The following is a 26,810-nucleotide window of genomic DNA, read 5'->3' on the forward strand; positions in this document are numbered from 1 at the left end:
ATGAGTAAAAAATATCATTTATTTGAAGTTTATGGCATTGAGTTGGAATATATGCTGGTTTTTAAGAAAAACTTTAAAGCAGCTCCAATAGTTGACAAATTATTAAGCAAAAAGGCTGGAAAACTAACTTCTGATGTTGAAAATGGAGACATTGCTTGGAGCAACGAATTGGTGGCTCATGTGGTAGAATTAAAAACCAATGGTCCAACTAATAATCTAGACTATTTATCGGAACAGTTTCATAAAAACATTCTTGAAATAAATTCACTTTTAAACCCTTTAGAATCGTATTTATTACCAACTGCAGCGCATCCTTTATTAAATCCGTTAAAAGACACCGAACTTTGGAAACACAGTTATAGTGATGTTTACGAGTTATATAATCGTATTTTTGATTGTCGTGGACATGGTTGGAGCAACGTACAAAGTACACATATCAATCTGCCGTTTTTCGACGATAGAGAATTTGAAAAACTCCATGCGGCTATTAGAATTATTTTACCACTAATACCAGGATTATGTGCAGGCTCTCCCATTCTGGAAGGAAAAAACACAGGCTTTAAAGATGCTCGTTTAGAATATTATAAAACAAATCAAAAAGAAATTCCTGAACTTACTGGCCTAGTAATTCCTGAGCGTGTTTTTAGTAAAGTTGATTATTATGCAACCATTTTCGAACCCATTAAAAAGGCCATTAGCCCTTTCGACACTAAAAATATATTAGATCATCATTTTTTAAATTCTAGGGGAGCCATTGCACGTTTTGACAGAAATGCTATTGAAATAAGATTGGTAGACATCCAAGAATGTCCAAAAGCAGATATAGCTATTTGCGTGCTTATTATAGAGGTCTTAAAGCTTTTAGTTTATAAAAAACTAGCGACACTTCCAGAACAAAAAAAATGGCCAAAAGAGGAACTTTACGAGATTTTTAATCCCATTATTAAAGAGGCAGAAAATTATACTATTTCTAACGTGGAATATTTAAACTTGTTTCAAGTAGAAGAACCAATCTCTGTTAAAAACCTTTGGAAACATCTCTATGCCTTGACTAAAGAAAATATTCATGAATCGCATCAAGAAACTCTTGAATCTATTTTAAACCAAGGCACTTTGTCTACAAGAATTTTAAAAGCCGTTGCAGAAAACTATTATGAAACTAACATTAAAAACATTTATAATCATTTAGCCGATTGTTTGCAGGAAAACAAGCTATTCTTGCCATGAAACTTGTTCTAACTTGTGAACATGCTGGAAATAAAATCCCTAAAAATTATGTTTCGTATTTTAAAAATCAACAAGTCATTTTAGAAACTCACAGAGGTTTGGATTTGGGAGCTTTAGACATTTTTGAATCTCTAAAATCACTTTCAGATTATTCTCATTACAGCAAAACCAGTCGCTTATTAATAGAACTTAACAGATCGTTACATCACAAAAACTTGTTTTCAGAATTTTCCAAAGAAATTTCAATAGAAGAAAAAGAAAAACTTATTCATACCTATTATTCTACTTATAGAACTAAGGTTGAAAATAAAATCAAGGAATTCATTAATGCTGGAGAAACAGTTTTACATATTTCTATACATTCCTTTACTCCTCTATTAAATGGTGAAATTAGGAATTGTGATATGGGTTTACTTTTTGATTCCAGGAGAATTTCAGAAAAACATTTCAGTAAAAATTATAAAAAACTAATGTTGAAGATAAATCCAAATTATAACATTCGATATAATTACCCATATCTTGGAAAGGCTGATGGTTTTACCACTTATTTAAGAAAGCAATTCCTTGAAAATTATATTGGAATCGAATTAGAGATTAATCAGAAGTTTTCGGAAAATAATCTGATGGACTCCCAATTAAAACAAGATGTCTTTACAGTTTTGGAATCTTATTCTACTGGAAAACTGAAATAAGTTTTTGGAAAAGGTTCATTCCTTAAAGTAAAATGCCACCATTCTTTTGGGTAATTTCTAAATCCATGTTTGGCCATGATACGTTGTAAAAGTTGTCTGTTAGCTTTTTGTTCTTCGTTCAGGTTTTGATATGCAACCCAGGAAGATTCTCCAAAAAAATCGTACGGACTTCCCATATCCAAAGGGTCGTGAGTGTCGGCATCTATAATAGTTAAATCTACCGTACTTCCTCTACTATGACCCGATTTTGAAGCAATATAACCTTCTTTAAATAAATGTCTTTTTTTAACATCCGGATAAAATTGCTGTTTCATTAAAGTGTCGTCTAGTTTCCTGGCCCATTTAATAAAATGGTTTACAGCTTCTTGCGGTCTGTAAGCATCATAAACTTTTAAACAGAGATTTTGAAGCAATAATTCTTCTTGAACCTTCTTTAAACCTTCAGCTGTTGCTTTGGTAACAATTAATTTATTACTGTGATACCCAGCAATGGTATCTCCCACAAAATTATTTGTAGAATAATAGCGTAATTCTACTTCTAGATCAGGAATTAGAGTTTGCGCATAGACAAACCCATCAGGCAAGCTTTTTTTATCTTGTTTAAATGAAACGAGTATAAAAAAAAGAGAAACGAATATAGTAGTTTTTATTTTCATAGACTTTGGCTAATTTAGAGAAAAAATAAATGATGGATTTGTTTTCTTCAGAAAAAAGCCATTTTAGGTTTCCCCAAGCAGAACTTATTTACTTTCCGCAGTTTTATAAACACAGGCATGCTAATGTATTATTTGAAAACTTATTAAAGCAAATTACCTGGCAACAAGATAGTATTAGCATTTTTGGAAAAACACATAAACAACCTAGACTTACAGCTCTATATGGCGAAACTGACACCCCTTACTCCTACTCTGGCATAAAAATGAATCCACACCCATTTAATAATTTACTTTTAAATATAAAACAAGAGGTTGAACTAATTTCAAAACACAGTTTTAATTCTGTACTAGTAAATTTATATAGAAATGGCAATGATAGTAACGGATGGCATGCAGATAATGAAAAAGAATTGGGTTTAAATCCTGTCATTGCATCGGTTAGTCTAGGAGCTACACGTAAATTTAAATTTAAACACAGAACGTTAAAAAGCGAAAAACATCAACTAGAATTAGAACATGGGAGCTTATTAATAATGACAGGTGAAATGCAACATTATTGGCTGCATCAAGTTCCAAAAACTAAGAAAGATATTGGAAAACGAATTAACTTAACTTTTCGATTTATTTCATAAAAAAAACCGAGGTCCCTCAACCTCGGTTTAATTTTATTTGCATCTTTATTATGTAGTTAGATTTAGGGTCGCTAGTATCAACAACATAATGCAAACATTAATTAATTAATCCATCGAACTAAAAAGTAATATTTTAGTACACTCAAATGTAAAATTATAATTGAATATCAACGTTTAAAAGTCAATAATTTCGATGAAATACATATAATTTTAACATTTACAGACAAAATACCACATTAATCCGACGAAATACGTATGTTTTCTTACATTTTCATTTCTAAAAATTATGAGTTTATCAAGTAATTTTAAACTAATTTTACGTTATAGTAGTTTATATCTTTACAAATTGATTTTAACAAACAATAAGTATTCATGAAATTGAAGTGTCTTTCTATTTTACTATTTTTTAGTTCTAATGTTATTATTTCTCAAGAAACTAATTTTATTTCAGAAGAGATATCTATTAATCAATATGTAGATGGCATCTTACTTAGCCCTAAGGAAAATAATGATAAATCTCTAATCATAATTATTGGAGATTCTGGTCCTACAGATCGAAACGGAAATCAGAATTTTCAAAAAAATAATGTTTTAAAAAAATTAGCCGAAAATCTTTCAAATAAGGGTATTGCCACTTATAGATACGATAAACGAATAGTAAAACAAATTAGAAAAGGACGTATCAGCAAAACTATCAGTTTCGACGATTTTATTAGCGATGCTGTTTCAGTTGTAGATTATTTTATTGAAAAAAACAGCTTCAAAAACATCTATATTCTTGGTCATGGTCAGGGAAGTCTAGTTGGTATCTTAGCTTCTAAAGAGCATGTTACCGGATTTATTTCTATTGGAGGCTCGGCAAAACCTATAGATGAAGTTATTCTAGACCAAGTGAAGCAAACCGTTCCTGGACTTTTGGACGAATCTCAAGTTGCATTTCAAAAGCTTAAAGAAGGTAAAACAACCACAGCCTATCCTTCTGCCCTAGAGTCTATATTCAATGTTGATAATCAGTCATTTATGCGTAGCTGGATGCAATACAATCCGCAAGAGCAGATTGCTAAACTACCAATACCTACACTTATAATAAATGGTACTAAAGATTTACAAGTATCTACAGAAGAGGCTCAACTTTTAAAAGAAGCAACAAAACATGGCAGCTTATTAATAATAAAAAACATGAATCATGTTATGTTTCCTATTCTTGGAGACGATCTAGAAAATTCTAAATCTTATAACGAATCTTTTAGAACCATAAGCCCTAAGTTAATCCCTGCCATTATAGAGTTTGTAAAATAGATAATTTCCAAAATGAATAAAAAAAAGAAAAGCACCCTAGAGCGGATGCTTTTCTTAACTAACCAACCAAAAATATGAAATACTACCTTTTTTAAAAGTAACCACACTCTCTAAAAAGTTTATGTGTAGTATCAATTTACAATAGTTAGTTCAATCTCCGTGCCAAACTCTATTTTGTGGTTAAATTATTTATACATATCTTTATAATATCATTTTGATATCATTTTGATATCATTTTGAATTAATATAACTAAATTTATCCACATGAAAGAAGAAAAAATTATCATCCCAGCAAATGGTTACCTCATGCTCTTTGTATTTTTACTATTATTTTTTGGAGGCATTACGGCAATAGTAATAACAAAGAATCCTTGGTTTACCTTTGCCATAGTAGCAGCCTTATTTATTTCCTTGGGCTTTATAATGGTGCAACCTAACAATTCCAGAGTTCTCTTGCTTTTTGGAAAATACGTAGGAAGCATAAAAAAGAACGGTTTGTATTGGACCAACCCCTTGTATACAAAAAAGAAAATCTCACTTCGTGCCAGTAATTTTGACAGCGAACGTTTAAAAGTAAACGACAAACTTGGAAACCCGGTTATGATTAGTACCATCTTAGTCTGGAGAGTTCAAAACACCTACAAAGCTGCTTTTGATGTAGATAACTATGAGAATTTTGTACGTGTACAAACAGATGCTGCCGTAAGAAAGCTTGCTAGTATGTATCCATACGACAATTTTGCAGACGAAGGTCTTGCCGAAGACATTACACTTCGTTCCAGTGTAAATGAGGTAAGCGAAGCTTTAGAAAAAGAAATTGATGAGAGACTATCCATTGCTGGTATTGAAGTTTTAGAAGCAAGAATTGGCTATTTAGCTTATGCTCAAGAAATTGCTAATGCCATGCTGAAAAGACAGCAAGCTACTGCCATTGTTGCAGCTAGACATAAAATTGTGGAAGGTGCTGTAAGTATGGTAGAAATGGCCCTTAGCGAACTAAGTAAAAAACAAATTATCGATTTGGACGACGAACGTAAAGCTGCTATGGTTAGTAATCTAATGGTTATATTGTGTGGCGATAAAGATGCTTCGCCAATAGTTAATGCCGGAACTTTAAATCATTAAATAACTCTAAAATGAAAGAATATAAAGTTATTTCCTGGAAAATGGGATTAAGCAAAAACGACGAACGCTTAGAAGATACACTCAATCAACACGCCATGTCTGGCTGGAAAGTGATTCATATAGCAGAAAACTCTGCAAGAATAGTATTTGAACGAGATAAAAACAGATAATTAAATTATAGATTATGAAACAAATTTTAATATTTCTAGCTCTATTTTTTGGTATGTTGGTAGTAGCACAAGATAACATTAGATCAGAAGAAGTTCTAATAATGAATGACAGTGTTAAGCTTCCAGGAACTTTATCTTATAACAAAAATTTAAAAAGTCAACCTTTAGTAATCTTTGTCCATGGATCAGGAAATGTTGATAGAAATGGAAATCAAACTGGAGTAAACATCAATGGGAATTATATTAAACAATTATCTGATAGTTTAAACAGCAAAGAAATCGCCTTTTACAGATACGATAAACGAACCTCTACCGAAGAAAACATGAAATTTGTAATGACAGATTTAAATTTTGATCGTTTTGTAGATGATGCCAAACTTGCAGTTGAAAAGTTTAAAGATGATGACCGTTTTAGTAGCATAACATTAATTGGTCATAGTCAAGGTTCTTTAGTGGCTATGTTAGCCGCACAAAAAAATGTAGACAAATATGTCTCCCTTGCAGGAATTAGTGAAGATATGGGTGAATTTATTATAAACAGCTATAAATTGTATAGCGAAGAAATGGGCAATATGGCTAAAGAACAAATAAACGAACTTAAAGAAACTGGAACCATAGAAACAGTAAACCCTGCTCTAGCACATTTGTTTAGCAAACCGAATCAGCCTTTTTTTATAACATGGATGGCCTATAATCCATCAGAAGAAATTAAAAAACTAGATATTCCAATTCTTATTATTAATGGTACTAAAGATATTCAAGTGAAAGTTGACGAAGCCAAAAAGCTTCATAAAGCCAAGCCTGATTCAGAATTAGTTATTATTGATAATATGAATCATGTTTTAAAAGACATAGACATAGATGAAAATAACATGAAATCCTACTATTCTCCAGACTACCCATTATCTAAAGAATTAATAAATACACTTGAAGTTTTTATAAAAAAATAATATGTCGAAAAAGAAAGCCTTTGCATTACGAATTAATGAAGAGATGCTCAAAGCCATTGAAAAGTGGGCTTCAGACGAATTTAGGAGTACCAATGGACAAATTGAATGGATTTTAGCCCAGCAACTCAAAGAACACAAAAGAGAACCAAAAAAAAAGGATAAAAAGTGACTTTAAGAAGGTCACTTTTTTTTACCCATTAATTTTGGTATTTTGCAACCACAAAAAACCAAACCTTAATGGAAAACCAACCCATATTTACCAACGATGCTATTGTTTTTGGCTTACTTATGCTAGCCTTGGGTTTTGTATTTTATACAGAATCTAAAAAAACCGGATTTTGGTCTGTATTCTATAAATACATTCCAGGCTTACTAATGTGCTATTTAATACCAGCCATTTTTAATTCTCTCAATCTCATATCTGCAGATGTTTCTCAAACTTATTTTATTGCAAGCCGATATCTATTACCTGCATCTTTAGTGCTATTAACCATAAGTATTGATTTAAAAGCTATTTTTAATTTAGGTTGGAAAGCTTTGGTCATGTTTTTTACAGGAACTATTGGAATTGTAATTGGAGGACCAATAGCTATTCTAATTATTTCTAGCTTTTCACCCGAAACCGTTGGAGGTGCTGGATTCGATGCCACTTGGCGTGGACTTGCAACATTAGCAGGAAGCTGGATTGGTGGCGGAGCCAACCAAGCAGCTATGCTAGAAATTTACGAATTTAACCAAGAACTATATGGAGGTATGGTTTTAGTAGATATTGTAGTAGCAAATATTTGGATGGCTGTAATATTATTAGGAATTGGAAAACGTAAGAAAATTGATGCTTGGTTAAAAGCTGATAATACAGCCATAGACGAATTACAACAAAAAGTACAGAATTTTAGCGATAAAATTACACGTATTCCTTCCTTAACCGACTATATGATTATTTTAATGTTTGCTTTTACTGCAGTAGGAATAGCTCATTTTGGGTCGGAAATAATTTCAACATATTTAACCGAAAACTTTGACGCAGTTAGCAACCCAAAAAGTGCTTTATCTTCCTTTGGGAGTAGTTTTTTCTGGTTAATTTCTATAGCTACACTTATTGGTATTTTATTATCTTTTACAAAAGCCAAAAATTACGAAGGGGCTGGCGCGAGTAAAATTGGAAGCGTCTTTATTTACATTTTAGTTGCAACCATAGGAATGAAAATGGATTTAGGTAAAATTTTCGAAAACCCTGGTCTTATTTTAATTGGTTTAGTTTGGATGGCAATCCATGCTGGCTTACTAATTCTTGTAGCTAAACTAATAAAAGCACCTTACTTTTTCCTTGCCGTTGGAAGTCAAGCCAATGTAGGTGGTGCTGCTTCAGCTCCCGTTGTAGCTGCTGCTTTTCACCCATCCCTTGCTACCGTAGGAGCTCTTTTAGCTGTCTTTGGTTATGTGGTTGGAACCTATGGCGCCATACTTTGTGCAGAGCTGATGAAAATAGCTGCTGGAGGTTAGTATTTAAAAAATAATTATATGATATTTGCGCTCCAAAACTATAAAACCCCTATGAAAAAATTATTTGTTTTATCTGCTTTACTATTTATCGTTTCTTGTGCAAAAGACCCTGATTTAATAGTTAAAGGTCAGGTAAAAGGCTTGAAAAAAGGAACTGTATATCTTGAAAAAGAAAGAGATTCTGCTTTAGTAATTGTCGATTCTATGCAGTTAAATAACTCTTCGGATTTTGAGTTAAAAAGTGAATTGGAGTCTCCTGAAGCTTTTTATTTACGTTTAGACAAAAATAACAGTAATGACACAGACACAAGAATTATGTTTTTTGCGGATAAAGGCGTTACTCAAGTAAACACCACATTAAAACACTTTGTTTCCGATGCTGTAATTACTGGTTCTGAACAACAAAAACTTTACGAAGAATTCCTAAAAGTAAAAAACAGATATAATAATAAAAAGTTAGATTTAATTAAAGAGAGTCTTGAAGCTAAAATGGAAAAAGACTCCGCAAAAATTATCTCTACAGACAAAGCCTTTGTAAGTTTAGTTAAAAGCAGATATTTATATACTGTTAATTTTGCTGTTACAAATAAAGACAGTGAGATTGCTCCATACCTAGCTTTAACAGAAATCTCGGATGCTCAAACTAAATGGTTAGACACTATAAACAACTCTTTAACTCCAAAAGTTAAAGCTTCTAAATACGGAAAAGACTTAGATGTTTATCTTAAAGAAAGAAAATCATATTAGAACTTATCGAATTTTAATATAAAAAACGGAATTAAATAAAAGTTAATTCCGTTTTTTTTATACGCTTCACTTCAGTAATTCGTTATTTTGTAAAGCTATATTTTGTATAAATGATTTTAAAAAACCTCATCTTAAAAAAGTGGGCAAAGAGATTTGCCTATAGTCTTTTAATAATTATCGGTCTCTTGCTAGGCTTTTATGCCAGTATTTATTTTGGACTTTGGGGAGAAGTTCCTTCAGCTAAAAAATTAGCAAACCTTAAGCAAAGTCAAGCTACACAAGTATTAGACACTAATAAAGACCTGATAGGAAAATTTTATATTTACGACAGACAGTCCATAACTTATACAGATTTTCCGCAACATTTAATTGATGCCTTAGTTGCCACAGAAGACACAAGGTTTTACGAACATAATGGCATAGACAACACAAGTTTATTAAGAGTTTTTTTTAAAACCATTTTATTATCCGATGCCTCTTCTGGTGGAGGAAGTACCATCACTTTACAATTAGCCAAAAATTTATACGGGAGAAAAGATTATGGCTTCTTGAGCATTGTTGTAAATAAATTGAGAGAAAGCATAGTTGCACGACGTATTGAAGATGTTTACTCAAAAAAAGAAATACTGACATTATATTTAAATACGGTTCCATTTCCTGATAACACTTACGGTATTGAAAGTGCTTCGTTAAAATTCTTTAACACAAAAACCAGGCTTTTAAATCTATCGCAATCTGCAACACTTGTTGGTTCACTAAAAGCTAATACCGGTTATAATCCAAGACTTTATCCTGAAAGATCTCAGCAACGTAGAGATCTTGTTATAAGTTTAATGAAAAACCAAGGAGTCATTTCAGAACAAGAAGCTGAAGAAGTCATAAACAAAGATATTGAATTAGATTATCAACATTACGATCCAAATCAAGGTTTAGCTCCATATTTTAGAGCTAGAATAAAAATACAGTTGGATTCCATTCTTCAAGAAAAGAAATACAAAAACCCTGATGGCGATAGCTATAACGTATATCATGATGGGCTGAAAGTATATACCACTTTAGACAACACCATACAACGCTATGCCGAAGAAGCTATGCAAAAACATATGGCTAGCTTGCAACAACAGTTTGAAAAAGCCTATGGACAAAATGCGCCTTGGTTAAAAAATAAACCAGCATTTATTGCAGCTAAAAAAAGATTGAAAAAATACAGAGATTTAAAAAAGCAAGGACTATCTGAGCAAGCAATTGAAGACAGCCTAAAAAAAACACAGGAAACAAAATTATTCTCATGGGAAGAGTCTAATATAGAACAAATTTCAACTTTAGATAGTTTAGAGTATTATTCAAAATTTCTTAATGCGGGCTTGTTAGCTTTAGACCCAACTAATGGCGGGATAAAGGCTTATGTTGGAGGTATTGATTACAGGTATTTTCAATACGATCATGTATCTCAAAGCAAACGCCAGGTTGGCTCTACCTTTAAACCTATTGTGTATACAACTGCTTTGGAAAATGGAATGGACCCCTGCTCCTACTTTTCTATAAAAGAAGTTACTTATACAGATGTAGATAACTGGACACCTAAAAATTCATCAGAAGTTGAAGATAAAGAATTAAATTATTCTTTGGAATATGCCTTAAGTCGATCCGTAAATACCATCTCAGTTAAAATTATACAAGAAGCAGGAGTAGCTAAAGTAATTGAACTAGCTAAAGCTATGGGAATTAAGAGTGAAATTGAAAAAGTACCTTCTATTGCTTTAGGAACTTCCAACTTAACTTTAATAGAATTAACAACAGCTTACACGTCTTATATTAATAATAGCATACCCTCAAAACCTGTATTCATAACTAAAATTGAAGACAAAAACGGAAATACAATTGCCTCTTATGAAGATTTAAATCCGAAGAACCCAAAACAAAAGGCCGCTTTTAGTGATGACACGAGACAAATTATGCTAGAACTTCTAAAAGAAACTGTTAATAACGGAACGGCTAGCAGATTGCGCTCTACCTATAACTTAAAAAATGAAATAGCAGGAAAAACAGGAACTACACAGGATAATAAAGATGGATGGTTTGTTGGTATTATGCCAAACCTTGTAACCGTTACCTGGGTTGGAAACGATAATCAGCAAATAGGTTTTAGCAATACCAGAATTGGCCAAGGTGCTAATTCTGCATTACCTATGTTTGCTAAATTTTTACAGAAACTCAATAAGGATTCGTCTTATAATAACATAACTCAAGCCACCTTTGAAAAACCTTCAGATCAAGTATTAAACGCTCTAGATTGTGATCTTACCAAAAAAGACGGTTTCTTCAAGCAACTCTTTGGAAAAGATAAAACTGAAGAAAAATTTAAAAAGAAGAAAAAGAAAGGCTTTTTCTCATGGTTAAAAAAAGATAAGGATTCGATTTAAATAAGTTCTACGCTGTACGGACAGATTCCAAGAAAATGGTATTTATTATTGTACAGAAAATATTTATTATTGTGCGGACAGGTCGAGACCTGTCCCTAACCCAAATTAACATCTTTAAAACAAAAAAGTCCAGTATATCTACTGAACTTTTTTTGAGCCGATGGAGGGACTCGAACCCACGACCTGCTGATTACAAATCAGCTGCTCTAGCCAGCTGAGCTACATCGGCGAAACAGGATGCAAATATAATCGGGAAAATATAATTTGCAAATGTTTTTTAATGTTTTTATCCTAGTTTATTAATTTTTTCAACTAAAGTTCTTCCTTTGTCTTCAAGTTCCTTGTTAATAGCTTTGAAATGTGCTTTTTTATCTTCCACACCTCTAGCATTTACCTTAGCTATTAATTCGTCAAAAGTAACAATAGCTTCATCAATAATAGCCTCACTCTTTTTATTGTCTTTACTTTTGTTTGCGTATTCCCAAACGTAAACCGCTTCAATAATATCTCCTAAAACGTAATTGATATCTTTTTTTAAATCCCTTTTATTAGCCATGATCTTGTTTTTAAAAATTTTGACAAAAGTAGTTAATTTAATTGTAATCTCTACACTTCATACTCATCTTAGTTAGAAAGAAAATTATACATAAACCTCCAAGGCTTTGGTATTTTTAGAAGAAATTTCAAATTGTTCAATACTTGCCGGTATCAGCAAGGTTTCTCCTTGAACAATTACTTCGGTTATAGATTCTGTTTTAATACATAATTCTCCTTCTAAACACATATATATAATAAAGGAATCGTAGTTATTTTCTTTTTTAAGAGTCTGATTAAGTTCTATATAATTAGTAGTAAAATAAGGACAACTAACCACTCTATTAGATGCGTTAGGTGTTTTATTATAATCAATCCTAAAATCATTAGGTAGATTAAAATCGAAAGCATCCATAGCTAAATCAATATGTAATCCCCGTTTGTTTCCGTTAGAGTCTACACGATCCCAGTCGTAAACACGATAAGTTATATCGCTTGTTTGTTGAATTTCAGCTAGCAAAACTCCAGCACCAATAGAATGTATTAGTCCACCTTCAATAAAGTAAGCATCTCCTGTTTTTACTTTATCAAAATTTAAAATCTCTGTTAGTGTATTGCTATTAAGATGCTTTAAGTACTTTTCTGAAGTCATTTTTTGATTAAACCCTACCATCAAATTTGCTCCTGAATCAGCTTGCATCACATACCACATCTCAGTTTTTCCAAAAGAATTATGTCGTTTCGCAGCAATATCATCATTTGGATGCAATTGGATAGATAAATCTTCTTTGGCGTCTATAAACTTAATAAGTAAAGGAAAAGTGTTTCCAAACTTCTTAAAATTTTTCTTACCAATTAAGTCTTCCTTATAAGTACTTAATAATTGCTTTAAAGATTTTCCTTCTAAGTTTCCATTGGCAACAATAGACGTATCCCCTTCTACATCACTAATTTCCCAGCTTTCACCCATATTTGGTAAATTACTGTTTTTATTAAGCACGGTTTTTAGTTTTTCTCCACCCCAGATTTTCTCTTTTAAGATGGGATGAAATTTAATAGGATACAAATTGATTTTCATATATTTTTTAAACAAACCCACAAGCTTAAACCAAACTTGGGGGTTGATGATTTGTTTATTTTAATCTCCAGAATAACTTACAAAGTTACGAGGTGTCTCGTAAAGTGTAATTTCTAATTCTAAATCTGATTTTAGACGTGGTTTTATTTTTTTATAAATAACCACAACAATATTTTCGGCTGTTGGATTAAGGTCTTTAAATTCTTCAACCTCAAGATTCAAGTTTTTATGATCGAAAGCATCTTCCACCTCTTCTTTTATTAGGTCTTTTAAAACTTTCATATCTATAACAAAACCTGTTTCTTTATCTATTTTGCCAGTAACACTAACTATAATTTCATAATTGTGGCCATGAAAATTAGGATTGTTACATTTTCCGAAAACAGCATGGTTCTTCTCGTCGCTCCAGTCTTTTCTATACAATCTATGAGCAGCGTTAAAGTGTCCTTTCCTATTAACAGTTACCTTCATTTTTTAGTTATATTAATATGGTCGTAAAATTTATCGAATATAATTTTAAACCATTCTGTGTAAATTTCCGGTTGGACTTTCATGTCTTTTTTAACATCCTCTAAAGGCATCCATTTCCAGTTTGAAACTTCGTCTGGATTAATATTTGGACTATCATTATAATATCCAATCATTATATGGTCGAATTCGTGTTCTGTCAAACCATTATCAAAAGGAGCTTTATATATAAACGAGATGGATTCTTCTAAAGAGGTTACAAAGCCCATTTCTTCTTGTAATCTACGTTTTCCTGCCTGAATATTAGATTCTCCGTCTCTTTGATGACTGCAACAAGTGTTGGCCCATAAGTCTGGAGAATGGTATTTATGTGAAGCTCTTTGCTGTAACATCAATTCATTTTTGTCGTTAAAAACAAAAACCGAAAAAGCACGATGTAGCAAACCTTTTTCATGAGCTTCTAATTTTGGCATAAGCCCAATTGGCTTATCCTTTTCATTTACTAAAATTACTTGTTCTTCAATCATATTGTAAAAATAACATTCAAAAGTTTAAAAATACGCCAAACTTTTCACAAAATTAAAAACCCGCGTAAACTATCATTTATTTTGCGTTTAATAATAGTATCTTTGCAACCCATTTGCAAGAAATATATGAGTTTTATAACAGAGATTAACAGACGAAGAACTTTTGGAATTATTGCCCATCCCGATGCCGGTAAAACCACACTTACAGAAAAATTATTATTGTTTGGTGGCGCCATCCAAGAAGCTGGGGCTGTAAAAAGCAATAAAATAAAGAAAGGAGCTACTAGTGATTTTATGGAAATTGAGCGTCAACGTGGAATTTCGGTAGCTACTTCGGTATTAGCTTTCGAGTATGAAGGAATAAAAATAAATATTCTGGATACACCTGGGCACAAGGATTTTGCCGAAGACACTTTTAGAACGCTAACTGCTGTAGATAGTGTAATTGTTGTTGTAGACGTTGCAAAAGGGGTTGAGGAGCAAACGGAAAAGTTAGTTGAAGTTTGTAGAATGCGAAATATTCCTATGATTGTGTTTATTAATAAACTGGATCGTGAAGGAAAGGATGCTTTTGATTTACTGGATGAAGTAGAACAAAAACTTGGATTAAGTGTAGTACCCATGAGTTTCCCTATAGGAATGGGTTACGATTTTAAAGGTATTTATAATCTTTGGGAAAAAAACATCAACCTTTTTAGCGGAAGTAGTAGAAAGAATATAGAAGAAACTATAGAGATTTCAAATTTAGAATCTGAAGAAATAGATAATCTAATTGGAAAAGAAGCAGCAGAAACTCTCCGTGAAGAAGTAGAACTTGTAGAAGGTATATATCCTAAATTTGACAGAGACGATTATTTGAATGGAAAACAACAGCCAGTCTTTTTTGGGTCTGCTTTAAATAATTTTGGGGTTAGAGAACTATTGGATTGCTTTATAGAAATAGCACCAAAACCAAGACCTAAACAAAGTGAAGAAAGGTTAGTAAAACCAGAAGAAAAAGACTTCACTGGATTTGTTTTTAAAATTCATGCTAATATGGATCCAAATCATCGCGACCGTTTAGCATTTATTAAAATTGTTTCAGGATTGTTTGAACGCAATAAACCTTATTTACACGTTAGAAATAATAAAAAAATGAAGTTTTCTAGTCCCAATGCTTTCTTTGCTGAAAAGAAAGAAATTGTGGATATCTCTTATCCAGGAGATATTGTTGGAATACATGATACCGGAAACTTTAAAATTGGAGATACCTTAACACAAGGCGAAATTATAAATTATAAAGGGGTTCCAAGCTTTAGTCCAGAACACTTTAGATATATTAACAACGCAGATCCATTAAAATCTAAACAACTTTATAAAGGAATTGATCAATTAATGGACGAAGGAGTTGCACAGCTATTTACTTTAGAACTAAATGGAAGAAAAGTAATTGGAACTGTTGGCGCTTTACAATATGAGGTTATCCAATACAGATTGGAACACGAGTATGGCGCAAAATGTACTTACGAGAACTTAAATGTCCATAAAGCTTGTTGGGTTGAGGCAAAAGATCCAAAAAGTGATGAGTACATCGAATTTTTAAGAGTAAAACAACGCTATTTGGCAAAAGACAAGCAAGATCAGTTAGTGTTTTTAGCAGATTCACCTTTTTCATTACAAATGACACAGCAGAAATATCCTAATATTATATTTCATTTTACTTCAGAATTCTAAAATTTATACCATAAATAGAATTTTTGTTGCTGTTTTACTAATAATGTTAATAACCTTTTAATAATTAGGCTTTAAGATCTCTTTCTTAATTTAATTATTAGATATTTTTATAGTTTCAATATAAACATGTCTTTTTTAAAGTTGCTATATTTAAATGAAGCACATTTGTAAAATATTTATTTTTTATTTTTTAGGAATTTTTTTGGGTTTTTCTCAAGACAACTTCAACTCCCATGTTGTAGTAAAAGGTGATAATGTATATAGAATTTCTCTCAAGTACAATGTAAGCATGAATGCTATTTACGAGCATAACCCAGGGTCAGAAAATGTTATTACAATTGGTCAAACTTTAAAAATTCCAACTTCAACAACGTCCTCTCAAAACTCACAAATTAACAATAAAGATGAATATTTAGTAGTTAAAGGGGATACAAAATATGGTTTATCTAAGCGTTATAATATAACTATTAGGCAGTTAGAAACAGAAAACCCTCAAATTATTAATGGTCTTCAAGCTGGTCATAGATTAAAGCTTCCACAACTAAGCGATAAACAACAATCCAATACTTATTTAGTAAAAAAAGGAGACACAAAGTGGAGTTTATCTAAAAGGTTTGGAATGTCTATTGCAGAATTTGAAGAAATTAACCCTAATACTGTTCCTGTTTTAAAATCTGGAGATCTTATAAGTACTTCCAATAATAACTCTGCAACAGTTATTAATCAATCTGTAGCTACTACGGATAGTAAAAACCCAGAAGAGCCGCAAAGTATTCCACCTAGCAGCAATGCAGAAAGTACAAGCGAGTTTATTGATTATACTATAAAACCAAAAGAAACCCTTTATGGTTTGTCAAAAAAAGCAGGGATGTCAATTAATGAATTTCTTAAATTAAACCCCCAACTTGAAGAATCTGTTTTAGTAGGTACTATTATTAAAATGCCTAATATTGATGGCATTAGCAGTCTTCCAAGTGAGAAAAAACCTAAACTAGTTACCTCTTCTCCCAAACGAAATATTTCTACCCAAATAATTTGGAAAGATAACACAGACATAGCTAATAATAATTTCTCTTCTGTTGAGAGCTACAAAATAGGTATGCAAATGGCTATTGATTCAATTAAAAAGCTAATTCCAAATATCAAACTTGATTTAACCGATTATTCTAACTCTTATACTTCTAACCAGTCTAGTAGCTCCAGTTTAAATTCGCATTTTATTATAACTCCTTTTAGTTTGAAAACAGAAGATAAAGAACAACTAGATTATTTAAGTATTTCAACATTTAATAATGGAGAAGAAAAAACCATCAATTACAAAGGCTTAGTAGACGAGTCTGAAATGCAAAAGAGTATCATTAAATATTTAAATAAAGAAGAAGCTAATACCATTCTTATTTACGATAAAGACAAGGACGACACAAAAGAATTTGTAGAAAGCCAAATTGCAAATTTAAAAACAACACGTGTCAATAGAAAAGGTGTATTTAAAAGTCAAGAATTAATAGACCATTTAAATTCCAACATCAAAAACTATGTTATTATTGAAAGCTCTAGAGATGGAGTTTTCTTAAGCGCTACAAATATTTTACTAAAACAGTTAGCAAATTATAATATTGAACTTGTCGTATTAAATCCAAAATATATTCCTGAAGAAAATAAGGTTTCAAGTAAAAGATTCCGTATTCTTAAACTAATATATCCTTCTTGTTTTTCATCAGAATTTTACAGAGACAAGAAAAGTTTATTAAATAATTATTTTGAAAATACCAGTCAAAATGTTAGTAACGATATTGCTTTCGGGTTTGGCATGATGTATAATGCACTGTTTCAAATTTATTATAGTGAAGATGATAGTTTTAGAAAAAACTCTTCAAATGTCTTTGGGATTCCCCTTCATTTCGACGAGAAAAACGAACAATTTAGTAATAAAACCGTTTTTATTTATCGTTATGACGAAAAATCTGACACTTATCTACTTGAAACTTACTGATAATTAACAATTTAGTAGTTAAACCTACAAATAGTAGATTTTTTTTACCGTTTGTCTATAAAATTTAACTTTTTATCGTAAATTTAGTTTTTATATTATCAATCAAAAATTGAATCATATCGTGAATATGCAAACATATCATGATGTTATACTCCGAAACCAATGACCAACCCCAAAATATTTTTTGTTGTTTTCGTATATGCTCTTTTAGGAAATATTTTATTTTCCTATGCTCAATGTCCAACTATTTCTGATTCTACCCAATCCTTTTGTGATTTAGATTCAATTTTAGTTTCAGATTTACAAGCCATCGATAATGGAGGTGGCATAGTTTGGTATGATACAGCTACTTCTGTTACTCCACTTAGTGGATCTACTTCTCTTATTAATAATGAAGATTATTTTGCAGACGATAACTCCGGCAGCTGTGGTTCTAGGGAACGTGTTGTAGTTAATATTGTGGGACCACCAGCAGGTTTAAATTTTCAAGGTGTTTGTGTAGAGGATCCAAGCGACGCAACTATTTCAGATCTTATAGTTTTTGGTCATGATGTGCAGTGGTATTTAACACCAACAGGTGGAACTGTTTTAAACCCTTCTTCAATTCTAATAGACAATACAATTTATTATGCAGATCAATCTATTCTTGGATCAGGCTGTAGAACATCAAGGTTATCTGTTTATGTTAATGTGGGAATTGTTCCTTCTCCTACGGGGAACGCTTTGCAACGTTTTTGTGTCATCACAGGCTCCATTCCTCCTACCGTAGCAGATTTGGATCCTAATGGAAATACTATTCATTGGTATTCTTCTGCTTCATCGGCTACTCCATTAGATCCTGATATTCCTTTAATAAATGGACAAAGTTATTTTGCAACAACATTAGATCCGCCCTGTGAAAGTTCTAGTAGATTGGAGGTAACTGTTGAGCTGGTAAATCAAAGTTCCCCAGGTAGCGATTCTACACTTGACCTCTGTGAGGGAGACACCAACAGCTATAATCTATTTAATAGTTTAGGTGGAACTCCTGAAGCTGGAGGTTTTTGGTCTCCAGCACTTAATAGTGGAACCGGAGTTTTCGACCCAACAGTCGACTCGCCAGGAACATATACTTATACAATTCCAAGTCCTGACCCTATATGTAGCGATGCTTCGGCTTCGGTAACAGTATCGTTTTTCGTTTCTCCCGACGCTGGTACCAATGGCAGTCTTGAAATTTGTGAAGGTGATACAAATACATACGAACTTTTTAACAGTCTTGGTGGTACTCCTGAAACTGGTGGTTCTTGGTCGCCTGCTCTTAATAGTGGTACCGACCTTTTTGATCCAGCCATTGATCCACCAGGAATATATACATATACAATCCCAAGCTCTAATCCTGCTTGTAACGATGCGTCTGCCTCTGTAACAGTTTCTTTTATTCTTCTTCCTGATGCTGGTACTGATGGCAGTCTTGAAATTTGTGAAGATGATATAAATACCTTCGATCTTTTTAATAGTCTAGGAGGAACCCCGGAAACTGGTGGCTCCTGGTCGCCCGCTCTTAATAGTGGAACCGGAGTTTTCGATCCAACTATCGACTCGCCAGGAACATATACATATACAGTTTCTAGTCCAAATCCTGCTTGTAACGATGCCTCGGCTACGGTTACAGTTTCGTTAATTGTACCTCCAGATGCAGGAATTAATGGTAATCTAGAGATTTGTGAAGACGATACAAATACCTATGACTTGTTTGATAGTCTAGGTGGAACTCCTGAAGCAGGTGGCTCCTGGTCGCCCGCTCTTAATAGTGGTACAGGAGTTTTCGATCCAGCAATCGATTCTCCTGGAACTTATACGTATACAATTTCAAGCTCTAATCCTGCTTGTAACGATGCATCTGCCTCTGTAATAGTCGATTTCATTCCAACTCCTGACGCAGGTACTAATGGTAATTTAGACATTTGCGAAAATGATACAAGTACTTACGACCTGTTTAATATTTTAGGAGGAACTCCGGAAACTGGAGGCTCTTGGTCTCCTACTCTTAATAGCGGAACCGGAGTTTTTGATCCAACAGTAGATTCAGCTGGGACCTACACCTATACAATTCCAAGTATTGATCCGGCTTGTAATGATGCTTCAGCAACAGTAATTGTTTCCTTTATTATACCTCCCGATGCTGGTGCCAATGGAAATCTTGAGATTTGTGATAATGATACAAACATCTTCGACTTGTTTGATAGTTTAGGAGGAACTCCTGAAACCGGTGGTTCCTGGACGCCTACACTTAATAGCGGAACAGGAATTTTCGATCCAACAATCGATTCACCTGGAACATATACGTATACAATTACGAGCTCTAATCCTGCTTGTAACGACGCTTCGGCCTCAGTAATAGTCGATTTCATTCCAACTCCTGATGCAGGAACTAATGGTAATTTAGAAATTTGTGAAGCCGATGTAAATAGCTACGACTTGTTTAATATGCTAGGAGGAACACCAGAAACTGGAGGTTCTTGGTCTCCAGCACTTGATAGTGGTACAGGAGTTTTTAATCCAACAGTAGATTCAGCCGGAACTTATACCTATACAATTGTTAGCAGCAACCCAATCTGTAGCGATTCTTCTGCGTCTGTAACGGTATCTTTTATTTTACCTCCTGACGCTGGTACAAATGGCATTCTTGAAATTTGTGAAAATGATACAAACACTTACAACCTATTAAACAGTCTAGGAGGAACTCCAGACTCTAATGGTACATGGTCTCCGGTACTTAATAGTGGCTCAGGAATTTTTAATCCCAATATAGATTTACCAGGAATCTACACTTATACGGTTAATCAACCTGAATGTGGTTTAACAGATTCTTCTCAAGTAACTATATCTATTTCAGAGTTACCCGACCTAACAAGTTTAGAGTTAACCCTTAATAATATCTGTGAAGGTGAAGAACTATTAGTGAGTATTATTAATGCAAGTTCTCTAATTGATGGTAATTATTTAATTACTTATAATGTTTCTGGAGTTGACAACTTTGTTAATTCAGTATTGGTAGAAATTATAGATGGAGAAGGCAATTTTATAATTTCAGCAATTGCATTAACTATTCCCGGAGAGTATAATTTAACAATTACTGGTTTTATTTCTGAATCTACTAACTGCGGTGGAGATACTTCTCTAGTTATTCCATTGGAATTCGAAGTCTATGAAAGTATAACACCTGTTTTAATAGATGAAGGAAATATATTTTGTGAAACCGATGAGCCAACTATTGAAGATTTATCAGACAATATTAGTAATAGTAATAATATTACCTGGTATGACACTAATGGAAATATAATTACATCCAGCACATCGTTAATTGATGGAACAACTTATTATGGGTCTATTATGTCCATCCAAAATTGTCCAACTTTAAATGAATTAGCTGTTACTGTACAGTTAATAGTTTGTGAAGAAGATATGATAATACCTGATGGATTCTCTCCAAACGGAGATACAATAAACGATACATTTCATATTAACGGATTAAACGAATTATATCCAAACTTTAAATTGACTATTTATAACCGATATGGTAACAAACTTTACCGTGGGGATATAAACACACCGGAATGGGATGGAACATCAAATACTGACTCAAGTTTTGGAAACTCAACTGTTCCTGTTGGTGTATATTTCTATATTCTAGAATTTAATGATGGTAATCGAGAACCAATTCAAGGTCGTCTATACTTAAACATGTAATGCAAATGCTAGGTAAAAGTAACATATTAATCATTTTGGTATTTCTAATAGGAAGTGTCTTTACTAGCTACGGTCAGCAGGACCCTAATTATACACAGTATATGTATAACATGAGTATTATTAACCCAGGATATGCTACTAATAACAACGAGCAAATAAATTTTGGTTTACTATATAGATCTCAATGGGTTGGAGCCGTTGGTGCGCCCTCCACAGGTACGTTCTTCGCTCATTCAACCATAACTGACAGGTTAGAAGGTGGTATCTCAGTTTTTCACGATCAGATTGGCGATGTTGTTAAAGACACCAACCTATTTGTTGATATTGCCTACGTAATTCCTGTAAGTCCTAATTCAAACTTATCTTTTGGACTTAAAGCCGGAGTTTCATTTTATTCTACAAATTTTAATGATTTCGTCTATTCAGACGCCATACCAGATCCAACATTTGCAGAAAATATTAATCGAACTTTTCCAAATATAGGACTTGGAGCATTCTATTTTTCAAATAATTATTACCTAGGGTTCTCAATACCTAGTCTTTTAAAATCTAAATATATTGATGATAGTAATGGTATATATACAAGTGGTAGCGAAGAATTACATATGTACCTAACTGGAGGGTATGTTTTCAATTTAAATGAAAACCTAAAACTAAAACCTGCTTTTATGGCTATTGGTGTAAATGGAGCTCCTGTATCCTTTGATCTAACAGCAAATATGTTAATTAATAATTTTGTTGAGTTTGGTCTTGGATATAGATTTGGTGATGGAATTAGTGGATTAGCAAATTTTAAAGTTTCACCTGCTATTAGAATAGGATATGCATACGACTATACTATTTCTAATTTAGGCAATTATAATTCCGGTACACATGAAATAATCTTGTTATTAAACCTTTCTAAGTTTAGTAGTGGTTACGATAAATCACCAAGGTTCTTTTAAACTATTTATTATGAGGATATTAAAAATATTTTTTCTCTTATTAATTTTCTGCCAAGTAGCACATTCGCAAAATTCAAAACTAAAGAAAGCGAATAAGCTGTTTGCAGATCGTGCCTATGTGCAAGCAGCAGAGCTATATGAGGAGTTAGACATACCTGACAGTTTACTAGTTAACCTAGCCGATGCCTACTACTATAACTCCATTATGGACAAGGCAGTAATTAACTATGCTAAAGCTATATCTTCTCAATCTTTTGACTCTAATAGTATTTATTTTAAATATGCTCAAGCACTTTACGGAACAAAAAATGTACGTAAAGCAGATTCAATAATGTCCATTTACAACGGAAAAAACCTTAATACCCCTACTTTTATTAGTAAAGTTAATTTAGCAAATCCTTTTATTTACGATTTAAAACTAATTACTGAAGGTTCTCAATCTGGAGATTTTGGTATCACATATTTTGGAGAAAAGGTAGCGTTTTCTTCTTTACGAAACACAGATAATAGAACTTATGAATGGAACGACAAACCTTATTTAGATTTATACTCAGCAACCTTTGAAGATAGAGGTGCATTAATAGATATTATTCCATTTAATAAAGATGTAAATTCTAAAAGTCATGAAAGTAATGCCATCATAACTCAAGATGGGCAAACCATGTATTTTTCTAGAACTAGCTTAAAAAGAGTAAAAATTGGAGAACAAAAAATAGCTACCGTAAGGTTGTTTAAAGCAGAGCTAGTTGAAAATGAGTGGTCCAATATAGAAGAACTACCGTTTTCAAGCGAACTATATTCTATTCAACATCCCAGTCTAAATAGCGACAATACAAAGCTCTATTTTTCTAGCGATATGCCAGGAGGCAAAGGATCTTTTGATATATATTATGTAGATATTAATGACGATGGCTACGGAAACCCTATTAACTTAGGAGACGCAATTAACACTCCACATTTAGAACAGTTCCCATTTATATCGGATACTGGCAGTCTATACTTTGCCTCAAATGGATTACAAGGTCTGGGTGGATTAGACATTTTTATGTGCGAATACAACAATGAAAAATGGAGCTCTCCTTTAAATCTTGGAAGCACTATTAATAGCAGTTTAGACGACTTTGCATTTATAGTAAATTCAAATGATAACACAGGATTTTTATCTTCTAATAAAGAAGGAATGGATAAGTTATACTATTTTAAAAGAGCAGAAAATAGCAGGAAACTTATTGTTGAAGGAATTGTAAAAGACAAAAACTCGAAAGAGTTACTACCAGGAACCATGGTAACTCTATTTGATGAGAATAATAAGGTTATAGATTCTGTTCAAGTAAAAGAAGATGGAAAGTACTCATTTAAAGTCCGTCCGTTTAGTACGTTTAAAATTGAAGGTTATAGACCGTTTTATATTCCAAATACTGTAGGCTTTGAAACGGAAGATTCTGGAAAGATTGAACTAAATATCGAATTAGAACTTGAGTCGTACGACGATGCAGAAGAGATAGTAGTAGAAAAAGAAGATGGTTACGTATATATTGAATTAGAAAATATTTATTTCGATCTGGATAAATGGGATATTAAACCAAATGCAGGAAAAACACTGGATGTACTTGTAAATTTAATGAAAAAATATCCTCGAATGGAAGTTCTACTTGGTGCGCATACCGATAACCGAAGTACTTTTGAATACAATATGGTGTTATCTGAAAACAGAGCAAAATCAGCTATGAATTATATACTATCTAAAGGAATAGAATCCAATAGATTAACTTCTAAAGGATACGGAGAAAGTCAGTTATTAGTTGATTGCGGCGAAAATTGTACAGAAGAAGAACACTCTATCAATAGACGTTGCGAGTTTATTATTGTAAAATAATAGCGTGTCAATTCCATTTTGTTTTGCATTAGATATTCATTCTAATGGGTTCAAATAGTTTTGATGTTTATCCAGTTTTCACTATATTTAAGTATGTTTTAATTTTATAGCTAGTTACATTTAATTTAGAATCATAACCCCAAAAAATGATCTACTTATGGAAACGAAAATCCCAAATGTTTTTAGTAATGCAGACATTACTGTAACATACAATCCTAAAACCTGCATTCATGCAGAGCGGTGTTCAAGAGAACTATCAAGTGTTTTTAGAAACTCAATAATCCCTTGGATAGATTTAGATGCTGCTCCAACCAGACAAATTATTAATCAGATTAATAAATGTCCGTCTGGAGCCTTGTCTTTTAATTCAAATCAGAAGAAAGCGTGTTAAAGACCTATTATTTACTCCAAATTAGTTTCCTGTTATAGCTTTAAATCGTAATTTTATTTTTTAATAAAAATTGGCATTTAAAACATGAAACTAAAATTACTTTTATTCCTTTTCACCCTTACTTTATCATCAACACTTGTTGCCCAGGAAACCGTTGGTCTCTTGCAGCATGAAGTTGGCTCCTACGATGGTTACACTTTATTTACACCTGAAAAAAGCGATTTTGTGTATCTAATAAACAATTGTGGACAGGTTATAAACACCTGGGAATTTACAGATAAACCTGCCTTGACCTGTTACCTTCTGGATAATGGAAACCTACTAAGAGCAGGTAAACCTAATCTTGAAATTAGAGATTGGGATAATAATTTAGTATGGCAATATAATTTGAGACCGCTTGGGTTAAGACAACATCATGATATTGAACCTCTACCAAATGGAAATATTTTATGTTTAGTAAAAGATGTTGTTACTGAAGCCGAACAGATTAGTTTAGGAAAAAATCCTGCTCTATTAAATGGTGATTTAAAATCTGAAAAACTAGTAGAAATTGAACCTGTTGGAACCAATGATATGAACATTGTTTGGGAATGGCGTTTTCTAGATCATATTATTCAAGATTTCGACATTAATGCTCCTAATTATGGAGATGTTGCTGCACATCCTGAATTAATGGATTTTAATTATTCAGATTACAATATGAATCACTCAGACTGGTTACACATGAATAGTGTAGCTTATAACGCAGATTTACAACATATTGTTCTTTCAGCAAAAAGCACAGGAGAAATATATGTTATTGACCATAGTACAACAACAGCAGAAGCCGCTGGACATAGCGGTGGAAACTCTGGAAAAGGAGGAGATTTTATTTGGCGCTGGGGAAATCCAGAAGCCTATAGACAAGGAACGCCAGCAGATAGGAAACTCTTTGAACAACACGACGCTAAATGGATAACAAATGGTTATGTAAACGAAGGCAAAATTTCAGTATTTAATAACGATCAGGGAGGAGACCAGACTCATAGCTCTATCCATATTGTATCACCACAGTTAGATGTTAATAATAATTACGAAATGGAAAACGGAGCGTTTCTACCTACTGATTATTACTGGTCTTGGAGTGGAGAGGTTCAAGGAGACACTGTTATTGGACTAAAAAAATGTGGCGTTCAAGCACTTCCAAATGGAAATATGATTCTTTGTGAAACTTCAAAAGGAAGACTAACCGAAGTAAATTTAGATGGAGATATTGTTTGGGTTTACAGAAACCCGGCTGGTTCTGAAATCCATAATCAGTATTCAACAAACTTAGAAATTCTAGGTGATAACAGTATTTTTAGAGGTGAAAAATATCCAAAAGACCATATAGCATTCACGGGAAGAAATCTTACTCCAGGAGATATTATTGAAGATATAAATGCAAACTCTGAAGAGTGTATTACAAACTTATCTACTCCAGCGCTAGAAACTCAATTAACAATAGGTATTAACAACCCTGTTTCTAATAAAAGATTACAGTTTCACAGTACATTAGAAAACACAAATCTGATTATTTATGATCTTAGAGGAAAGGTTATAAGTAAACTTAATAACTTCAATGGAAATAATTTGAAAGTATCTCAATTGAACGCTGGTTTATATTTTCTTAAGATTGAAAAAGAAGGAAAACAACAGGTTCTTAAAGTAGTTATAGAGTAATATTAAAACCTACAAATAAAAAAATCCCGTTGAAACATGTTTCAACGGGATTTTTTATGCTTTAAAAAGCTGATTAAGCTTCACCAGTTGGTCCGAAATTTAAAGGAATTGGTGGTTGTTCATAATCTTTAATTTCTCCGTGCGCACCTTCAAATTTATTAACATTATCACTTAATGCCTTTAATAAACGTTTAGCGTGTTGGGGTGTTAAAATAATTCTAGATTTAACCTTACTTTTTGGGGTTCCTGGCATGATGCTAACAAAATCGATAACAAATTCTGAAACAGAATGATTGATTATAGCTAAGTTAGAATAAGTTCCTTCCGCTACTTTCTCGTCTAATTCGATATTTATTTGCCCAGGTTTCTTTTGATTTTTCTCGTCTGACATGATATATGTTTAGTTTTAAACAAAGAATCCTGCAATAG

Annotated in this window: 24 protein-coding genes and 1 tRNA gene; 18 read left to right on the top strand and 7 right to left on the bottom strand. The window is 32.6% G+C overall.

Annotation, left to right across the window (positions count from 1 at the left end; all coding sequences use genetic code 11):
• Together OS188_RS06650 and OS188_RS06655 are read left to right on the top strand one after the other, a co-directional pair.
• Nucleotides 1-1,227: a glutamate-cysteine ligase family protein gene (locus OS188_RS06650; RefSeq protein WP_267148046.1), complete on the top strand. Its 1,227-nt coding sequence runs from the start codon at nucleotides 1-3 to the stop codon at nucleotides 1,225-1,227.
• A complete protein-coding gene (locus OS188_RS06655; protein WP_267148047.1) occupies nucleotides 1,224-1,919 on the top strand; it encodes an N-formylglutamate amidohydrolase in 696 nt (231 codons plus the stop codon). The genes OS188_RS06650 and OS188_RS06655 overlap by 4 nt, the downstream gene beginning before the upstream one ends.
• Here the strand turns inward: OS188_RS06655 and OS188_RS06660 are convergent.
• Nucleotides 1,895-2,575: a M15 family metallopeptidase gene (locus tag OS188_RS06660; protein WP_267148048.1), complete on the bottom strand. Its 681-nt coding sequence runs from the start codon at nucleotides 2,573-2,575 to the stop codon at nucleotides 1,895-1,897. The two genes, OS188_RS06655 and OS188_RS06660, sit on opposite strands and share 25 nt — an antisense overlap.
• Nucleotides 2,576-2,604: 29 nt before the next feature.
• Between OS188_RS06660 and OS188_RS06665 the strand changes: the two genes are divergently transcribed.
• The 9 genes from OS188_RS06665 (at nucleotide 2,605) to OS188_RS06705 (ending at nucleotide 11,424) form a co-directional block, all read left to right on the top strand.
• The gene (locus OS188_RS06665; RefSeq protein ID WP_267148049.1) at nucleotides 2,605-3,207 is read left to right on the top strand and encodes an alpha-ketoglutarate-dependent dioxygenase AlkB family protein; all 603 of its coding nucleotides are present in this window, start codon (nucleotides 2,605-2,607) and stop codon (nucleotides 3,205-3,207) included.
• 372 nt (nucleotides 3,208-3,579) lie between these two features.
• A complete protein-coding gene (locus OS188_RS06670) occupies nucleotides 3,580-4,506 on the top strand; it encodes an alpha/beta hydrolase (protein ID WP_267148050.1) in 927 nt (308 codons plus the stop codon).
• A 264-nt stretch (nucleotides 4,507-4,770) separates the two neighbouring features.
• The gene (locus OS188_RS06675) at nucleotides 4,771-5,631 is read left to right on the top strand and encodes an SPFH domain-containing protein (RefSeq protein WP_267148051.1); all 861 of its coding nucleotides are present in this window, start codon (nucleotides 4,771-4,773) and stop codon (nucleotides 5,629-5,631) included.
• Between the two features lie 11 nt (nucleotides 5,632-5,642).
• Nucleotides 5,643-5,801 (top strand): DUF4177 domain-containing protein, encoded by a 159-nt coding sequence (locus OS188_RS06680; RefSeq protein WP_267148052.1) that lies wholly within the window; start codon nucleotides 5,643-5,645, stop codon nucleotides 5,799-5,801.
• A gap of 14 nt (nucleotides 5,802-5,815) precedes the next feature.
• Nucleotides 5,816-6,751: an alpha/beta hydrolase gene (locus OS188_RS06685; RefSeq protein WP_267148053.1), complete on the top strand. Its 936-nt coding sequence runs from the start codon at nucleotides 5,816-5,818 to the stop codon at nucleotides 6,749-6,751.
• Between the two features lies 1 nt (nucleotide 6,752).
• On the top strand, nucleotides 6,753-6,920 hold the full coding sequence (locus tag OS188_RS06690; RefSeq protein WP_267148054.1) for a type II toxin-antitoxin system antitoxin: 168 nt from the start codon (nucleotides 6,753-6,755) through the stop codon (nucleotides 6,918-6,920).
• A 68-nt stretch (nucleotides 6,921-6,988) separates the two neighbouring features.
• On the top strand, nucleotides 6,989-8,254 hold the full coding sequence (locus tag OS188_RS06695) for a DUF819 family protein (RefSeq protein WP_267148055.1): 1,266 nt from the start codon (nucleotides 6,989-6,991) through the stop codon (nucleotides 8,252-8,254).
• Nucleotides 8,255-8,305: 51 nt separating this feature from the next.
• Entirely contained in the window at nucleotides 8,306-9,001 is a 696-nt protein-coding gene (locus OS188_RS06700; RefSeq protein ID WP_267148056.1) for a DUF4369 domain-containing protein, read from the top strand.
• A gap of 110 nt (nucleotides 9,002-9,111) precedes the next feature.
• The gene (locus OS188_RS06705; RefSeq protein ID WP_267148057.1) at nucleotides 9,112-11,424 is read left to right on the top strand and encodes a transglycosylase domain-containing protein; all 2,313 of its coding nucleotides are present in this window, start codon (nucleotides 9,112-9,114) and stop codon (nucleotides 11,422-11,424) included.
• A 155-nt stretch (nucleotides 11,425-11,579) separates the two neighbouring features.
• Here the strand turns inward: OS188_RS06705 and OS188_RS06710 are convergent.
• The 5 genes from OS188_RS06710 to idi all read right to left on the bottom strand — a co-directional run bounded on the left by OS188_RS06710 (nucleotide 11,580) and on the right by idi (nucleotide 14,031).
• Nucleotides 11,580-11,653: transfer RNA gene (locus tag OS188_RS06710), tRNA-Thr, on the bottom strand.
• Nucleotides 11,654-11,710: 57 nt separating this feature from the next.
• Nucleotides 11,711-11,980, bottom strand: coding sequence for a hypothetical protein (locus OS188_RS06715; protein WP_267148058.1), 270 nt, complete (start codon nucleotides 11,978-11,980; stop codon nucleotides 11,711-11,713).
• Nucleotides 11,981-12,064: 84 nt separating this feature from the next.
• Nucleotides 12,065-13,036: a type I phosphomannose isomerase catalytic subunit gene (locus OS188_RS06720; protein WP_267148059.1), complete on the bottom strand. Its 972-nt coding sequence runs from the start codon at nucleotides 13,034-13,036 to the stop codon at nucleotides 12,065-12,067.
• Between the two features lie 60 nt (nucleotides 13,037-13,096).
• Complete coding sequence (locus OS188_RS06725; protein WP_267148060.1) at nucleotides 13,097-13,507, bottom strand: 6-pyruvoyl trahydropterin synthase family protein; 411 nt, start codon at nucleotides 13,505-13,507, stop codon at nucleotides 13,097-13,099.
• A complete protein-coding gene (idi, locus tag OS188_RS06730; RefSeq protein WP_267148061.1) occupies nucleotides 13,504-14,031 on the bottom strand; it encodes an isopentenyl-diphosphate Delta-isomerase in 528 nt (175 codons plus the stop codon). Before idi ends, OS188_RS06725 begins: the two co-directional genes overlap by 4 nt.
• Nucleotides 14,032-14,157: 126 nt before the next feature.
• Between idi and OS188_RS06735 the strand changes: the two genes are divergently transcribed.
• From OS188_RS06735 to OS188_RS06765, 7 genes are all read left to right on the top strand, one after another.
• Nucleotides 14,158-15,744: a peptide chain release factor 3 gene (locus OS188_RS06735; RefSeq protein ID WP_267148062.1), complete on the top strand. Its 1,587-nt coding sequence runs from the start codon at nucleotides 14,158-14,160 to the stop codon at nucleotides 15,742-15,744.
• 154 nt (nucleotides 15,745-15,898) lie between these two features.
• The gene (locus OS188_RS06740; protein ID WP_267148063.1) at nucleotides 15,899-17,737 is read left to right on the top strand and encodes a LysM peptidoglycan-binding domain-containing protein; all 1,839 of its coding nucleotides are present in this window, start codon (nucleotides 15,899-15,901) and stop codon (nucleotides 17,735-17,737) included.
• Nucleotides 17,738-17,899: 162 nt separating this feature from the next.
• Nucleotides 17,900-21,469, top strand: coding sequence for a T9SS type B sorting domain-containing protein (locus tag OS188_RS06745; protein ID WP_267148064.1), 3,570 nt, complete (start codon nucleotides 17,900-17,902; stop codon nucleotides 21,467-21,469).
• A gap of 5 nt (nucleotides 21,470-21,474) precedes the next feature.
• Entirely contained in the window at nucleotides 21,475-22,413 is a 939-nt protein-coding gene (locus OS188_RS06750; RefSeq protein ID WP_323370450.1) for a PorP/SprF family type IX secretion system membrane protein, read from the top strand.
• A 10-nt stretch (nucleotides 22,414-22,423) separates the two neighbouring features.
• Nucleotides 22,424-24,289, top strand: coding sequence for an OmpA family protein (locus OS188_RS06755; RefSeq protein ID WP_267148066.1), 1,866 nt, complete (start codon nucleotides 22,424-22,426; stop codon nucleotides 24,287-24,289).
• Nucleotides 24,290-24,446: 157 nt separating this feature from the next.
• Nucleotides 24,447-24,680, top strand: a complete 234-nt coding sequence (locus tag OS188_RS06760; protein WP_267148067.1) for a (4Fe-4S)-binding protein — start codon at nucleotides 24,447-24,449, stop codon at nucleotides 24,678-24,680.
• Nucleotides 24,681-24,764: 84 nt separating this feature from the next.
• Complete coding sequence (locus OS188_RS06765) at nucleotides 24,765-26,381, top strand: arylsulfotransferase family protein (RefSeq protein ID WP_267148068.1); 1,617 nt, start codon at nucleotides 24,765-24,767, stop codon at nucleotides 26,379-26,381.
• A gap of 73 nt (nucleotides 26,382-26,454) precedes the next feature.
• Here the strand turns inward: OS188_RS06765 and OS188_RS06770 are convergent, their stop codons facing one another.
• Nucleotides 26,455-26,772: a DUF3467 domain-containing protein gene (locus OS188_RS06770; protein WP_267148069.1), complete on the bottom strand. Its 318-nt coding sequence runs from the start codon at nucleotides 26,770-26,772 to the stop codon at nucleotides 26,455-26,457.
• Between the last annotated feature and the right edge of the window lie 38 nt (nucleotides 26,773-26,810).

It is taken from the genome of Xanthomarina sp. F1114, from assembly GCF_026410255.1.
Taxonomy (GTDB): domain Bacteria; phylum Bacteroidota; class Bacteroidia; order Flavobacteriales; family Flavobacteriaceae; genus Xanthomarina.

What these genes read in the sequence shown, in the direction of transcription:
- OS188_RS06715 (WP_267148058.1), bottom strand. Translation starts at nt 11,980, where the DNA reads ATGGCTAATAAAAGGGATTTAAAAAAAGATATCAATTACGTTTTAGGA.
- idi (WP_267148061.1), bottom strand. Translation starts at nt 14,031, where the DNA reads ATGATTGAAGAACAAGTAATTTTAGTAAATGAAAAGGATAAGCCAATT.
- OS188_RS06660 (WP_267148048.1), bottom strand. Translation starts at nt 2,575, where the DNA reads ATGAAAATAAAAACTACTATATTCGTTTCTCTTTTTTTTATACTCGTT.
- OS188_RS06740 (WP_267148063.1), top strand. Translation starts at nt 15,899, where the DNA reads ATGAAGCACATTTGTAAAATATTTATTTTTTATTTTTTAGGAATTTTT.
- OS188_RS06760 (WP_267148067.1), top strand. Translation starts at nt 24,447, where the DNA reads ATGGAAACGAAAATCCCAAATGTTTTTAGTAATGCAGACATTACTGTA.
- OS188_RS06695 (WP_267148055.1), top strand. Translation starts at nt 6,989, where the DNA reads ATGGAAAACCAACCCATATTTACCAACGATGCTATTGTTTTTGGCTTA.
- OS188_RS06750 (WP_323370450.1), top strand. Translation starts at nt 21,475, where the DNA reads ATGCTAGGTAAAAGTAACATATTAATCATTTTGGTATTTCTAATAGGA.
- OS188_RS06680 (WP_267148052.1), top strand. Translation starts at nt 5,643, where the DNA reads ATGAAAGAATATAAAGTTATTTCCTGGAAAATGGGATTAAGCAAAAAC.
- OS188_RS06735 (WP_267148062.1), top strand. Translation starts at nt 14,158, where the DNA reads ATGAGTTTTATAACAGAGATTAACAGACGAAGAACTTTTGGAATTATT.
- OS188_RS06720 (WP_267148059.1), bottom strand. Translation starts at nt 13,036, where the DNA reads ATGAAAATCAATTTGTATCCTATTAAATTTCATCCCATCTTAAAAGAG.
- OS188_RS06755 (WP_267148066.1), top strand. Translation starts at nt 22,424, where the DNA reads ATGAGGATATTAAAAATATTTTTTCTCTTATTAATTTTCTGCCAAGTA.
- OS188_RS06655 (WP_267148047.1), top strand. Translation starts at nt 1,224, where the DNA reads ATGAAACTTGTTCTAACTTGTGAACATGCTGGAAATAAAATCCCTAAA.
- OS188_RS06745 (WP_267148064.1), top strand. Translation starts at nt 17,900, where the DNA reads ATGACCAACCCCAAAATATTTTTTGTTGTTTTCGTATATGCTCTTTTA.
- OS188_RS06665 (WP_267148049.1), top strand. Translation starts at nt 2,605, where the DNA reads ATGATGGATTTGTTTTCTTCAGAAAAAAGCCATTTTAGGTTTCCCCAA.
- OS188_RS06685 (WP_267148053.1), top strand. Translation starts at nt 5,816, where the DNA reads ATGAAACAAATTTTAATATTTCTAGCTCTATTTTTTGGTATGTTGGTA.
- OS188_RS06725 (WP_267148060.1), bottom strand. Translation starts at nt 13,507, where the DNA reads ATGAAGGTAACTGTTAATAGGAAAGGACACTTTAACGCTGCTCATAGA.
- OS188_RS06675 (WP_267148051.1), top strand. Translation starts at nt 4,771, where the DNA reads ATGAAAGAAGAAAAAATTATCATCCCAGCAAATGGTTACCTCATGCTC.
- OS188_RS06770 (WP_267148069.1), bottom strand. Translation starts at nt 26,772, where the DNA reads ATGTCAGACGAGAAAAATCAAAAGAAACCTGGGCAAATAAATATCGAA.
- OS188_RS06700 (WP_267148056.1), top strand. Translation starts at nt 8,306, where the DNA reads ATGAAAAAATTATTTGTTTTATCTGCTTTACTATTTATCGTTTCTTGT.
- OS188_RS06670 (WP_267148050.1), top strand. Translation starts at nt 3,580, where the DNA reads ATGAAATTGAAGTGTCTTTCTATTTTACTATTTTTTAGTTCTAATGTT.
- OS188_RS06690 (WP_267148054.1), top strand. Translation starts at nt 6,753, where the DNA reads ATGTCGAAAAAGAAAGCCTTTGCATTACGAATTAATGAAGAGATGCTC.
- OS188_RS06650 (WP_267148046.1), top strand. Translation starts at nt 1, where the DNA reads ATGAGTAAAAAATATCATTTATTTGAAGTTTATGGCATTGAGTTGGAA.
- OS188_RS06765 (WP_267148068.1), top strand. Translation starts at nt 24,765, where the DNA reads ATGAAACTAAAATTACTTTTATTCCTTTTCACCCTTACTTTATCATCA.
- OS188_RS06705 (WP_267148057.1), top strand. Translation starts at nt 9,112, where the DNA reads ATGATTTTAAAAAACCTCATCTTAAAAAAGTGGGCAAAGAGATTTGCC.